The 12,727-nt window shown below is 61.1% G+C and carries 11 protein-coding genes; 6 read left to right on the top strand and 5 right to left on the bottom strand.

All coding sequences use genetic code 11. The annotated features are described in order from the left end of the window. Positions 1-71: 71 nt before the first annotated feature. Complete coding sequence (locus tag RBB29_RS03200; protein ID WP_306112733.1) at positions 72-1,985, bottom strand: calcium-binding protein; 1,914 nt, start codon at positions 1,983-1,985, stop codon at positions 72-74. Positions 1,986-2,528: 543 nt separating this feature from the next. On the opposite strand from RBB29_RS03200, the gene phnD reads away from it, so the two are divergent. The 6 genes from phnD (at position 2,529) to RBB29_RS03170 (ending at position 8,262) form a co-directional block, all read left to right on the top strand. Continuing rightward, on the top strand, positions 2,529-3,506 hold the full coding sequence (gene phnD, locus RBB29_RS03195; protein ID WP_306112732.1) for a phosphate/phosphite/phosphonate ABC transporter substrate-binding protein: 978 nt from the start codon (positions 2,529-2,531) through the stop codon (positions 3,504-3,506). A 78-nt stretch (positions 3,507-3,584) separates the two neighbouring features. Next, positions 3,585-4,379 (top strand): phosphonate ABC transporter ATP-binding protein, encoded by a 795-nt coding sequence (phnC, locus tag RBB29_RS03190; RefSeq protein ID WP_306112731.1) that lies wholly within the window; start codon positions 3,585-3,587, stop codon positions 4,377-4,379. Further along, positions 4,376-5,188, top strand: coding sequence for a phosphonate ABC transporter, permease protein PhnE (gene phnE / locus RBB29_RS03185; RefSeq protein ID WP_306112730.1), 813 nt, complete (start codon positions 4,376-4,378; stop codon positions 5,186-5,188). The genes phnC and phnE (RBB29_RS03185) overlap by 4 nt, the downstream gene beginning before the upstream one ends. Beyond that, on the top strand, positions 5,188-6,003 hold the full coding sequence (phnE, locus tag RBB29_RS03180; protein ID WP_306112729.1) for a phosphonate ABC transporter, permease protein PhnE: 816 nt from the start codon (positions 5,188-5,190) through the stop codon (positions 6,001-6,003). Before phnE (RBB29_RS03185) ends, phnE (RBB29_RS03180) begins: the two co-directional genes overlap by 1 nt. A gap of 195 nt (positions 6,004-6,198) precedes the next feature. Then, entirely contained in the window at positions 6,199-7,599 is a 1,401-nt protein-coding gene (locus RBB29_RS03175) for a selenium-binding protein SBP56-related protein (RefSeq protein ID WP_306112728.1), read from the top strand. A gap of 12 nt (positions 7,600-7,611) precedes the next feature. Beyond that, a complete protein-coding gene (locus RBB29_RS03170; RefSeq protein ID WP_371931416.1) occupies positions 7,612-8,262 on the top strand; it encodes a hypothetical protein in 651 nt (216 codons plus the stop codon). Positions 8,263-8,740: 478 nt separating this feature from the next. Here RBB29_RS03170 and RBB29_RS03165 read toward each other — a convergent pair whose 3' ends face one another. The 4 genes from RBB29_RS03165 to RBB29_RS03150 are packed head-to-tail and all read right to left on the bottom strand — an operon-like array spanning position 8,741 to position 12,593. Next, positions 8,741-8,986 carry a MoaD/ThiS family protein gene (locus tag RBB29_RS03165; RefSeq protein WP_306112726.1) on the bottom strand — a complete coding sequence of 82 codons (246 nt, stop codon included), beginning with the start codon at positions 8,984-8,986 and terminating at the stop codon, positions 8,741-8,743. Between the two features lie 15 nt (positions 8,987-9,001). Beyond that, the gene (locus tag RBB29_RS03160; RefSeq protein WP_306112725.1) at positions 9,002-11,254 is read right to left on the bottom strand and encodes a xanthine dehydrogenase family protein molybdopterin-binding subunit; all 2,253 of its coding nucleotides are present in this window, start codon (positions 11,252-11,254) and stop codon (positions 9,002-9,004) included. After that, positions 11,254-11,733 (bottom strand): (2Fe-2S)-binding protein, encoded by a 480-nt coding sequence (locus tag RBB29_RS03155; protein ID WP_306112724.1) that lies wholly within the window; start codon positions 11,731-11,733, stop codon positions 11,254-11,256. The genes RBB29_RS03160 and RBB29_RS03155 overlap by 1 nt, the downstream gene beginning before the upstream one ends. Next, entirely contained in the window at positions 11,730-12,593 is an 864-nt protein-coding gene (locus RBB29_RS03150; RefSeq protein ID WP_306112723.1) for a xanthine dehydrogenase family protein subunit M, read from the bottom strand. Before RBB29_RS03150 ends, RBB29_RS03155 begins: the two co-directional genes overlap by 4 nt. Positions 12,594-12,727 lie beyond the last annotated feature (134 nt).

Below are 12,727 nucleotides of genomic sequence, written 5' to 3'. Positions count from 1 at the left end.
AGCGCGGCTGTATTTGATCCGGGGGTGTGAGCCACGCCTCGCGATCAGTCGCAAGGCGCGGCGCAGGACCATCAGAAGACGAAGAAATCGGTCTCGTCGATGGTCGGCAGGTTGGTGAGCGTCGCAAAAACGATGCCTTCCCCGGCGCCATTGCCATCGCTGTCGAAATAGAGATGACCGGTATCGGTTTCGTAGATGATCCGTTGTGCGGCGTCATCGGCAAGCCCGGTATCGTTGATGAGGAACGCGCTTGCATTCAGAGCGCCACCGATCAGGCCAGTGAAGATGCTGCTGGCCAGGTGAATAGTGTCCGCCACCGAACTGAAGTCCAGGATACGGTCCACGTTACCCGCGCTCAGAGCGGTGGAGAAGATGAACGTATCCGAACCGTTGCCGCCGCGCAGGGCGTCCTTGCCGTCGCCGCCGTCGATGGTGTCATCGCCGTCATACCCATAGAGGATGTTGCGGTCGTCGCTACCGGTCAGGGTGTCGGCGAAATTCGTTGCATAGACATGCTCGAACCCCGAGATAACATCGCCCTGGGCATCGCCGCCTGACGCCGATTGGAACCCGGCACCGTCGGCACGGAGGTCAACGGTGATCCCGGCGCTCGAGCCATTATACTGCAGCAGGTCCGCATCGGCTCCGCCATCAAGCGTGTCGGCACCTTCACCGCCGCGAATGGTGTCGCTACCGGCACCGCCGGCGATATTGTCGTCGCCCGCATAGCCGATGATGTAGTTCTTGTCGTCATTGCCGGTGATCATGTCACCCGCATCCGAGCCCTGGACGTTCTCGAACCCGGAAATGACGTCACCTTCGGCATCCCCGTCCGATGCGGATTGGAACCCGGCGCTATCCTCGGTCAGGTCAACGGTCACGCCGTCAACCGACCCCTGATACCGCAGCCAGTCAACACCGTCGCCGCCATCCATCGTATCGGCACCTTCGCCGCCACGGATGACGTCATCGCCGCCATTGCCCTGGATATTGTCGTCCCCGGCATAGCCGAAGAGGATGTTCTTGTCGTCGTTGCCGATGATCGTGTCCGCCTCGTCCGAACCATAGACATGTTCGAACCCGGAGATGACGTCGCCTTCGGCGTCACCACCCGAAGCGGATTGCTGACCCGAGGCATCGGCATTCAGATCGACGGTCACGCCGGCGGTGGACCCTGCGTATTGCAACACGTCGTCATCGTCGCCGCCTTCAAGCGTGTCCGCGCCGCCGCCACCGAGGATGGTGTCATTGCCCGCACCGCCGGTGATCGAATCCGCCCCATCGAGGCCGCTGAGGTAGTCTCCCGCGCCCAAGCCGGTAAGCGTATTCACGCCATCATCGCCGATCAGCGTGTCGGCTGCGGAGGTTCCCATCTGATCGTCCGGCACATCTTCGATATCGACATTGATCGAGCCGAGGGTGACCGATTGACCCTTGGCCGTAGCGGTCAGGGTCAGCGTCGCGGCGTTGTCGCCGAAATCATCCTGCGCCCCGGCGTAGGAGATCGCTTCGTCATTCTTGAGGTATTTTCGGATATGTTTGAGCTTGCCGGTGAGGATCAGCGTATCTGTACCCGCGCCGGTGATTGTCACCTTCTTGCCGGAGACCGCGTCGAAAGTCCCCTCGCTGGCGTTCAGTTCGATGGTGACGACATCTCTTTTCTTGCCGAACTTCCGGAACTTCACGTCTGACAGATCAAGGAACGCCTGGCTGTCTTCCTGCATCTTGAGTTCAAGCGGAAGGTTCTTGACGGTCGGCAGTTTTGCCGGAGCAGGAGAAGGGGCCGGCGGGTTGTTTGCGACCGGCTGCGCGTTCGAAAAGATGTCCGACCAATCGAATTTCTTCCAGTTCCAGATGGAGAACTTGTTCGATTGCCAGAAGTCCGGCTTCCCGTCGCCGTCCTTGTCGAGATACCCCCAAATCTTCTTATAGAAATTGTCGGAGCGATTGGGGGCGTAATACTTGTAGAACTTGTACTGTCTCATACCGGCAGGGTCCTGTTTCGTTGCGGAGACGAGGATGGTTTCCGCAAGTGCCGGACAGGAATGAGCAAAGACTTCCTGGCTTTCGTGAGGGCAGCATCACGTCGACCGTCGCATCCGCAGGGGGTGGATAACTAGGGTTGTTAAAATTTTAATGATCGGAAATCGCGGTTAACGAATGGCGGGGTCGGGGCTTCTGTGGGGCCGAAATAAGGATTTAATTTGGCAAGCTGGCCCTCGGATCGCCGCTCATTATCTGTTGCACTGTTGCGGCGTGTTTCGAGGTGATCGACCAAGGCGTGCGCGGGTTTTTGGGCGTGGGGAAACCGCCCCGATGCGACGAAGCTCCACGGTGTGCGGGTGTCATTCGGATCGTCTCAAAGTGACCAACTGCGACCAGCTTTCTTCGTCAAACCGTCATAAAACTCCTGTTCAAGGACCCGGTCACCGGATGCTCGATTCATCTTGCCCATACCGGCGCGCAAGATTCTCTTTGTTAATCCGGCAAATCAACTCTAGCCTTGTCTCGAATGGGAGGAGAAAAAAATGAATCTACTGTCAAAACTGCTGTCCGGTGCTGCCTGCGCCCTTTGCCTGTCACTCGCCGCCGGGCCCGTCGCGGCGCAGGATTGCCCGCGTGGCGATCTTGATGAACGCTTTTGCGATGCCGATGGTGATCTGATCGCCGACATCCCAAGCGACGCAAGCCAGCTTATCGATCCCGATACGTTGATCTTTGCCTACACGCCGGTCGAAGATCCCGCGGTTTACAAGGAGGCATGGGCCGATTTCCTGGCGCATCTGGAGGCCGAGACCGGCAAAAGCGTCGTCTTCTTCCCGGTGCAGAATAACGCGGCCCAGATCGAGGCCATGCGCTCGGGCCGGCTCCATATCGCGGGGTTCAATACCGGGTCGAACCCGCTCGCCGTGAACTGCGCGGGTTTCCGGCCGTTCACCATCATGGCCGGTGAAGATGGCAGTTTCGGCTACGAGATGGAAATCCTGACTTTCCCGGGATCGGGCATCGAAAAGGTCGAGGATATCAAGGGCGGCCAACTGGCCTTCACCTCGCCCACGTCGAATTCGGGCTTCAAGGCCCCGTCGGCGATCCTGAAGGCGGATTACGACATGCTTCCCGAGCGGGATTTCGAACCCGTCTATTCCGGCAAGCATGACAACTCGATCCTGGGTGTCGCCAACAAGGACTATCCGGCGGCGTCGATTGCCAATTCGGTTCTGGCGCGGATGCTGAGCCGTGATGTGGTTACCGAAGATCAACTGGTTTCGATCTACAAATCGCAAACCTTCCCGACCACCGGCTATGGCGTCGTTAACAACCTGACGCCCGAATTGCAGGACAAGATCCGCAATGCGTTCTTCAGCTTCGACTGGGCCGGAACCAGCCTTGAAGAAGAGTTCGGCAAAAACGGCGAGGCGCAGTTCATCGAGATCACCTACAAGGAATATTGGGAAGTCATCCGCAAGATCGACTCGGCAAACGACGTCAGCTACGCGTGCCAGTAAACCCATCCAAAGACGCGAAAGGGGCGGCGGAAACAGGCCGCCCTTTTCCATAGTATTGCAATCGGTGGGAGGGCTTTCATGCTGCGGCTTGAAAAGCTGGTGAAGACCTACAAGACCGGGGATCAGGCGCTCAAGGCTGTCGACCTCGAGGTGCCGGAGGGCCAGGTGTTGGCGCTAATCGGACCGTCGGGGGCGGGGAAGTCGACCCTGATCCGGTGCATCAACCGGCTGGTGGAGCCGACCTCGGGCAAGGTCTATCTGGGTGATGTGGACCTGACCGGGCTTTCATCCGGTGCGCTGCGCCGGGAACGCCGCCGCATGGGGATGATCTTTCAGGAATACGCCCTGGTCGAGCGCCTGACCGTCATGGAAAACGTCCTCTCTGGCCGGTTGGGCTATGTCGGGTTCTGGCGCAGCTTCATGCGCAAATACCCGCAGGCCGATGTGGACGAGGCGTTTCGCCTGCTGGATCGGGTGGGGCTTCTCGACATGGCGGACAAGCGCGCCGATGAGTTGTCCGGCGGGCAACGGCAGCGCGTGGGCATCTGCCGCGCGCTCATTCAGGACCCGGCGCTTTTGCTCGTGGATGAACCCACGGCCTCGCTCGACCCCAAGACCTCGCGGCAGATCATGCGGCTCATCTGCGAGCTCTGCAAGGAACGCGGGCTGGCGGCGATCATCAACATCCATGACGTGGCGCTGGCGCAGATGTTCGTGCAACGGGTGATCGGCCTGCGCTTCGGCGCGATTGAATTCGACGGCCCGCCCGAGGCGCTGACGCCGGACGTCCTGACCAAGATCTATGGCGAAGAGGATTGGGAAGCGACCATCGAGAAGGTCGAGGATGACGACGATATCGAGGCCGCCGAATGAGCCGCAGCCTTGAAAGCGTGGTTGGCCGCCCCTGGAAAAAACCGCCCTTGGTGCAGCGCCCCTGGTTGCGCTGGCTGCTGATCGTTGGATTTGCTTGCTACCTGGTGGCGTCCTTCATGACGATCGAGGTCAACTGGTCCCGTGTCTACGAGGGGCTTGAACGCGGCAAGCAATTCATCCTGGCCTTCACCAGCCCGGATTTCACCTCCCGCTCCGGCGATATCTGGGACGGGATGATGGAGAGCATCATCATGACCATCGCGGCCTCGGTCGTGGGCATCGGCATATCCATCCCCATCGCACTCGGGGCCGCCCGTAACGTGGCCCCGTTGCCGATCTACCTCGTCTGTCGCGGGATCATCGCGATCAGCCGCGCGTTGCAGGAGATCATCGTTGCGATCCTCCTGGTCGCGATCTTCGGGTTTGGCCCATTGGCGGGTTTCCTGACGCTGAGCTTTGCCACGATTGGGTTCCTGTCCAAGCTGCTGGCCGAAGACATTGAAAGCATGGACCGGGTGCAGGCCGAGGCGATCAAGGCCTCGGGGGCAAGCTGGATGCAATGGATCAATTACGGGGTGCAGCCGCAAGTCATGCCGCGCATCATCGGCCTTTCGATGTACCGGATCGACATCAATTTCCGCGAAAGCGCGATCCTGGGCCTCGTGGGTGCGGGTGGGATCGGTGCGACGCTCAACACCTCGTTCGACCGCTATGAATATGACACGGCGGCAGCGATCCTGCTTATCATCATCGGTATTGTCATGGCGCTGGAATACCTCTCTGGGATCATTCGCGAGAGGGTGCAGTAATGCCGGTGCGCGACGTGACGGGGCAAAAGATCTGGCAACGCAGGACGGGGCGGGAATCGCTCTTTCACTGGCTGCTCTGGCTGATCGGCATTGCGGCATTCGCCTATTGCTGGCAGCAGATTTCCAACGCCACTACATGGTTCTTCGTCTGGGACGCGCCCAATATCGCCGGGGACATCTGGCGCCGGGCAACCCCGCCCAAATGGGAATACATCACCCAACTGGGCAAACCGATCTGGGACACGCTCAACATCGCGACGTTGGGTACGATCATCGCGCTGTTTCTGGCGGTCCCCGTGGCGTTCCTGGCGGCGCGCAACACCACGCCGTCGGCGCTTTTCATCCGGCCGATTGCCCTTTTGATCATCGTTTCGACCCGTTCGATCAATTCGCTGATCTGGGCGCTGTTGCTGATTGCGATCATCGGCCCGGGCGTCTTTGCCGGTGTCGTGGCTATTGCCATCCGGTCGATCGGCTTCTGCGCCAAGCTGCTCTACGAGGCGATAGAGGAGATCGACACCACCCAGGTCGAGGCAATCACCGCCACCGGCGCGTCGCGTTGGCAGGTGATGGCCTATGGGATCGTTCCGCAGGTCTTGCCCGCCTTTGCCGGGATCGCGGTCTTTCGCTGGGACATCAATATCCGCGAATCCACGGTTCTGGGCTTGGTGGGCGCGGGCGGGATCGGCCTTCAATTGTCCGCCTCGCTCAACGTGCTGGCCTGGCCGCAGGTGGCGTTGATCCTGCTGGTCATCCTGCTGGCGGTGGTCATTTCGGAATGGGTCTCGGCCAAAGTGCGCGGTGCGATCATCTGATGCTGCGCGGCGGGCTTTGATCGTGTCGGCCTGAAGATTTTCCCAGTATTTGACTTAAGGCTGGAATGGCGTTCCGCTGCTCTTGGAGTGGTGGCGGAAAAAATTCAATTGTCTGACATTTGATTCTGTGCCAGTTTTTCCCTGGACGCCCTCATAAAACCAAACCAATTCCGGCTTCCTGGGAGGAGATGACATATGAATTTGAGACCAGACCCAACATTCCACGCCACGCCCGAGCTCGCCATGCAGGCACCCGCTGAGACGCTGGCGTTCACCCTGATGCTGAGCCCCGATGGCTCGCAGCCCGATGGCCTTGCGGTGGTGGATGTTGACCCCAAATCGAAAACCTATGGCGAGATCGTGCACAGCCTCTTCATGCCCAACAAGGGCGACGAATTTCACCATTTCGGCTGGAATGCCTGCTCCTCGGCGCTATCGCCGCTGACCGGTCATGCGTTTCTGGAGCGCCGTTACCTCATCATCCCGGGCATCCGGTCGAGCCGCATCTACATCATCGACGTCAAGGAGCCGCTCAAGGCCAAGATCCACAAGATCATCGAGCCCGAGGAACTGATGGCCAAGACCGGCTATTCCCGCCCCCACACGATCCATTGTGGCCCCGAAGGCATCTATGTCTCGACCCTGGGCGGCGGTGGCGAGGATGGCACCGATGGCCCTCCCGGCATCTTCATCATGGATTGCGAGACCTTCGATATCCTCGGCCGTTACGAGATGGACCGGGGCGCGCAGGACAAGCATTACGATTTCTGGTGGAACCTGCCGCGCGACTACATGGTCAGCTCCGAATGGGGGCTGCCGCCGCAGTTTGAAGGCGGCCTGGTGCCCGAGGACCTGCTTTCCAACAAATACGGTCATTCGATTCATTTCTGGGATTTGCGGGGCCGCAAGAACATGCAGACCATTGACCTTGGTGAAAACCATCAGATGGCGCTGGAAATCCGCCCGGCCCATGACCCGGCCAAGGAATACGGCTTCTGCGGGGTGGTGGTGGATACGACCAACCTGCAAGGGTCGATCTTCACTTGGTGGCGCAAGGAAGATGGCACATTCGAAGCCAAGAAGACGATCACCATTGATCCGGTTCCCGCCGCCAAGGAAGACCTGCCGCCGCTATTGCAGGGATTCGAGGCGGTGCCGCCGCTGGTCACAGACATTGACCTCAGCCTCGATGACAAGTTCCTCTATGTCGCCTGCTGGGGCCTCGGCGAGATGCACCAGTATGACGTCTCGGACCCAATGAACCCGAAACTGGCGGGCAAGGTTGAAATTGGCGGGATCGTCGCCAAGACCAAGCACCCCAATGGCAAGGACTTTGGCTATGGTCCTCAGATGGTCGAGATCAGCCGCGATGGCAAGCGCGTCTACTGGACCAACTCGCTTTACTCCACCTGGGACGATCAGTTCTACCCGGGTGACCGGGGCGCGGCGATGGTCATGGCGAATGTGGGCGAGGATGGCGGGTTGACCCTCGACAAGGATTTCTGGGTCGATTTCCCCGAGGGCTATCGCAGCCACCAGATCCGCCTGGAAGGCGGCGATTGCTCCACCGACAGCTTCTGCTACCCGTCCGTCTGAGGCGTGGCAGATTTGAACACGACGGCGGCCCTTTGGTGGGCCGTTGTTGCCTCTGGCATCTACCACGGGATCAATCCCGGCATGGGCTGGCCGCTCGCGGTCTCCTCCGCGTTGATGGAGCGGAAATACGGTAATCTCTACAAGGCGCTGCTGGCGCTGGCCCTGGGGCATTTCATGGCCATGGCCGCCATTCTGTTCCCGTTCACCACCCTGTTATGGCTGGTCGAGTGGCAGCGGGAGATACAGATCGGTGCGGCAACCCTCGTGATCGCGCTTGGGGTTTATCTGCTCATCAACCGGCGCCATCCGCGGTTTCTGGCGCGCGTGCCACCGGGGCGCCTGGCCTTGTGGTCGTTCCTGGCGGCGATGGCCCATGGTGCGGGGCTGATGCTGGTGCCGATCTACCTCGGTATCTGCGGGACGCTGGACACTGATGCGGGGCATGCCGCGGCGTATGACCTAATGCAGAGCAATGCGGGTATCGCGCTGGTCGTTGCGGTGATGCACACGCTTGCCATGACGGTATCCGGGGGGGCGCTTGCGGCCGGTGTGTACCACTGGCTTGGCTTGAAATTCCTCTCAAAAGGCTGGTTCAACCTCGATCTGGTCTGGGCGCTCAGCCTCATTTTGGTGGGCGGTGTCGCGTTGCTCAGCCTGCATTGAATTGGCCCGCCGGAGGCGCCCGCTCATCGCGCTCAGGCGCGAAAAAATCGACCGATATAGGCAAATACGCGCATTCACAGTTCCGCCGAAAAGAGACAGAATAGGAATATTGTTGTGTACCGAGTTTCGAACATTATTCGAAGAAGTGTGTTTACGAGTAATATAATTGCCCCGGCGTTTATTTGGCTGCTTGTCGTGTCCCACCATCCCAAGTTCGACCACGAGCGCGTTTAACCAAGGGGCATCTTATCTGTAGCGTTGCAACATGCTTTCCCTAGGCGCGTTGCAACGCTCGTTTTTTGTCAGCCGTTTGCGTGATCTTTTTTCGCACGGGCCAGAAACTCGTGCTGGTCTGCGCCGTCTGGGTGACCGGTGACAACAAGAAATCCGAAAACCTGACAGGGCAAACCAGCGTAACCCTTTGTTAACATCCGGGGCCTTAACAAAGGGTTAATGGGATCCCGGGACCATGCCCGGATCAGCCGCCCTTGAGGCGCGCCAGAAGGACAACTTCGCTGTCGGGTTTGATCGGTGTAAACCAGCCGTCGTTATAGACCCGCCCGTCAATGGCGACGGAGACCCCCCGGTCAAGCTGGGGCTTGAGGCCGGGATACTTCCCGGCCAGCCCGTCCAGCAATTCGCGCAAGGTGGAGGCCTCGATCTCGATCTCCGTCTGATCGTCGGTCATGGCGGCAAGCGAGCCCCAAATCTTGACCTGGACCATCGCTTGCGACCTTTCCTACTTGCTGTGCAGCGCGCTCAGCACCTTGGGCGGCGACATCGGCAATTGCGTCAACCGGACGCCCGCCGCCTCGGAGACCGAGTTGGACACCGCTGCTAGCGGCGGCACGATCGACGTCTCGCCCACACCGCGCACCCCGTAAGGATGGCCCGGGTTCGGGATTTCGAGGATCACCGTGTCGATCATCGGCAGATCGGACGCTACCGGAATGCGGTAATCGAGGAAGCCCGCGTTTTGCAGGACCCCATCATCGCCATAGATATATTCCTCATTGAGCGCCCAGCCGATGCCTTGCACAGCACCCCCCTGGAACTGCCCTTCGACATAATCGGGATGCACGGCTTTGCCTGCATCCTGGAACACGGTGTAGCGCAGGATCTTGACCGCACCGGTGTCGGGGTCCACCTCGGTATCGACCATATGGGTGGCAAAGCTCACGCCCGCGCCTTCGGGGTTGGCCTCGTGATGGCCGGCAATCGGCCCACCGGTATTGGACGCCACAGCGGCAATGTCCTTGAGCGTCATGGGCGGGTGCTTCCCGGCGTTTTCCCCGGCGGGGTGGGCCGCGCCATCTTCCCATTTCACGGCGTCTTCCTCGATGCCCCAGACCATGGCCGCGCGTTTGCACATTTCGCGCTTGGCGGCGCGGGCGGCCTCGATCGTGGCTAGGCCCACGGCAAAGGTCACGCGGCTGCCGTCGGTCACCTCGTTCTGGCCCAGTGATCCGGTGTCGGCCACAATGGTGCGGACCTGCTCATAGGGGATGCCCAGCTCTTCGGCGGCCATCATCGACATGGACGCGCGCGAGCCGCCGATATCCGGGTTGCCTTCGGACACGGTCACGGTGCCGTCGGGCGTGATATTGAGCGTCACGCAGGTATCCCCGCCGAAGTTGAACCAGAAGCCGCAGGCCACGCCGCGCCCCTGGTTTTCGCCCAAGGGCGCCGTCCAGTGTGGGTGGTCCTTGGCTGCGCGCAACGTGGCCTCGAGGCCGATCGCCGGGAAGGTCGGGCCGTAGCTCGCCTTGGTGCCTTCACGCGCAGCGTTCTTGAGCCGCACTGCAAGCGGGTCAAGGTCGAACCCCTTGGCCAACTCGTCAATCGCGCTTTCGACCGCATAGGCCGCCATCGGCGCGCCCGGGGCGCGGTACGCGGCCTGTTTCGGGCGGTTCGTGACCACATCCCAGCCAACGGTTTTCACGTTTTCCAGATCATAGGGCGCAAAGGCCGACATCGACCCGAATTCAACCGGCGAGCCGGGATAGGCGCCACCCTGATAGCGCAGTTCGGCGAAGGCGGCGGTGATGCGGCCATCTTTGGTCATGCCAATGCGCACGTCGATGGAGCTCGACGCCGTCGGCCCCGTCGCGCGCAGCACTTCCGAGCGGCTCATGACCATCTTGACCGGACGCCCGGTCTTCTTGGACAGCGCCAAAGCGACCGGTTCGAGGAACACGGTTGTCTTGCCGCCGAACCCGCCGCCGATTTCCGACGCGGTGACGCGCAGCTGTCCCTGCTCCAGCCCCATGATCGTCGCGCAGGTGTTGCGGACCATGTAGTGGCCTTGGGTACAGCACCACAGATCGGCCTGCCCGTCGGGGCCCATGGACGCGAGGCAGGCATGGGGTTCGATATAGCCCTGATGCGTGGCTTCGGTCTTGTAGGTGCGTTCGATCACCCGGTCGGCCTTGGCCAGGCCGGCCTCGATATCGCCATGGCCAAACTCATAGCGCGCCAGCACGTTGGGCGACATGCCATCGGGAACGGATTCGTTGGTCCGGCCTTCGTGGAGGACAGGCGCGTCCTTGGCCATCGCCGCGTCGACATCCGTAACATGGGGCAGCAAATCGTAGTCGACCTTGATGAGCTTGAGCGCGGCCTTGGCCACCGCCGGCGAATTGGCGGCGACGGCAGCGACGGCATGACCATCATAAAGCGCCTTGTCGCCGGCCATGCAATTGTCGAGGATATCGGCGGTGAAATCATCGTCGGTGATTTCGTTGAAATCCGCACGGGTCACGACCGCATGCACCCCGGGCAGCGCCTCGGCGGCGGAGGTGTCTATGGAGTTGATCCGCGCATGGGCGTGGGGGCTGCGCAACACGCGGGCGATCAACATGCCCGGCGCGCTCATATCTGCGCCGAAACGGGCCTTGCCGGTGACCTTGTCGACACCATCGGGGCGTTTCACCCGTGTGCCGACGACCTTGAATTCGCGTGTCTGGTATTGCTGTTTGTCATCCAGTGCCATTACGACGCCTCCCGCATTTCCTGTGCCGCGTCCATGACGGCGCGGATGATCTTGTCATAGCCGGTGCAGCGGCAGAGGTTCCCCGCCAGCCAGTACCGGGCTTCTTCTTCGGTCGGGTCCGGGTGTTTCTCCAGCAGGGATTTGGCCGCGACCAGAAGGCCGGGGGTGCAGATCCCGCATTGCAGCGCCGCATGTTCGATAAACTTGCGTTGCAGCGGGTGGAGCGTATCGCCCTCGGCCATGCCTTCGATGGTGCCGATCTCGCGGCCCTCGGCCTCGGCGCCCAGCATCAGGCAGGAACAGACCAGACGGCCATCGACGGTGACGGAACACGCACCGCAATCGCCCGTGCCGCAACCCTCCTTGGAGCCGGTCATGCCCAACCGGTCGCGCAGCGCATCCAGCAGGGTTTCATCCGCCTCGCACAGAAATTCGGTCGGGTCGCCATTGACCGATGTGGTTACATGGATCTTGCTCATGCCGCACCTCCTGCGCGTTTCTTGGCGATGACGGCGGCGCGCTTGGCCAGCACACCGGCCACATGGACGCGGAAATCAACGGTGCCGCGCTTGTCATCAATTGGTTTTGCCGCGGCCGAGCAGGCCGCTGACAGCGCGTCGAGCGCCGCATCGTCAACCTTGGTGCCGATCAGGGCGTCGGCGGCTTCGGGGACGACGATCACCGTTGGGGCCACTGCGCCCAGTGCCACGCGCGCCGCCGTGCATGTGCCGTCATCGTCCAGTGTCAATGACACGCCGCAGCCGACAACCGCGATGTCCATCTCGGTCCGTGGAATGAAACGCAGGTAGGCATCGCCGCCGCGCGCACCACGTTCGGGGAGGATAATCGCATCGACCAGCTCGCCTTTTTCGAGCGAGGTCCTGCCGGGCGCGGTCGGGATCTCCTCGACCGGGACAACCCGTGTGCCGTCCGGCCCGACCACCCGCGCCACGGCCCCTGCGGCCACCATGGCCGGAACGCTGTCGGCGGCAGGCGAGGCGTTGCAGAGGTTACCAGCCATGGTGCAGCGCCCCTGAATCTGGGTCGAGCCGATGAGGTTCGTGGCCTCGACCACACCGGGCCAATCGGCAACCAGATCCGCATGTTCGCCCATCTCGGCGCCGGACACGGCGGCGCCAATCCGCCATCCGCCATCCTCGGGGGTGATCTGCTTCATCGCGTCGATCCGCTTGAGGTCGACCACCGCGTCAGGATCGGCCATATCCGACCTCATCCGCACCAGGAGGTCCGTGCCTCCGGCCAGAATTCTGCAATCGCCGGAATGTGAGGCCAGGGCGCTGACCGCTTCTTCGACTGTTGTGGGTGCAAGATACTGCATGTGTTGCCTTCAACATTGGGTTTCAAAGAAATCAGCCTGAACTACAGCCGATGCGGGGTCGGATGACAATATACATAATGAGGTATTTCAGAACTCAACAGCGTCCCGATGTCGCCATTCTGCACGTGGTGGCG

Origin of the sequence: Roseovarius sp. MMSF_3359, from assembly GCF_030733385.1 — a bacterium.
GTDB lineage: Bacteria > Pseudomonadota > Alphaproteobacteria > Rhodobacterales > Rhodobacteraceae > Roseovarius.
The sequence above is the reverse complement of the archived record's forward strand: the minus strand, read 5'-3'. Positions and strand labels throughout refer to the sequence as shown.

Excerpts from the sequence above, each read along its gene's own strand:
- RBB29_RS03200 (WP_306112733.1), bottom strand. The coding sequence starts at position 1,985 with ATGAGACAGTACAAGTTCTACAAGTATTACGCCCCCAATCGCTCCGAC.
- phnD (WP_306112732.1), top strand. The coding sequence starts at position 2,529 with ATGAATCTACTGTCAAAACTGCTGTCCGGTGCTGCCTGCGCCCTTTGC.
- phnC (WP_306112731.1), top strand. The coding sequence starts at position 3,585 with ATGCTGCGGCTTGAAAAGCTGGTGAAGACCTACAAGACCGGGGATCAG.
- phnE (WP_306112730.1), top strand. The coding sequence starts at position 4,376 with ATGAGCCGCAGCCTTGAAAGCGTGGTTGGCCGCCCCTGGAAAAAACCG.
- phnE (WP_306112729.1), top strand. The coding sequence starts at position 5,188 with ATGCCGGTGCGCGACGTGACGGGGCAAAAGATCTGGCAACGCAGGACG.
- RBB29_RS03175 (WP_306112728.1), top strand. The coding sequence starts at position 6,199 with ATGAATTTGAGACCAGACCCAACATTCCACGCCACGCCCGAGCTCGCC.
- RBB29_RS03165 (WP_306112726.1), bottom strand. The coding sequence starts at position 8,986 with ATGGTCCAGGTCAAGATTTGGGGCTCGCTTGCCGCCATGACCGACGAT.
- RBB29_RS03160 (WP_306112725.1), bottom strand. The coding sequence starts at position 11,254 with ATGGCACTGGATGACAAACAGCAATACCAGACACGCGAATTCAAGGTC.
- RBB29_RS03155 (WP_306112724.1), bottom strand. The coding sequence starts at position 11,733 with ATGAGCAAGATCCATGTAACCACATCGGTCAATGGCGACCCGACCGAA.
- RBB29_RS03150 (WP_306112723.1), bottom strand. The coding sequence starts at position 12,593 with ATGCAGTATCTTGCACCCACAACAGTCGAAGAAGCGGTCAGCGCCCTG.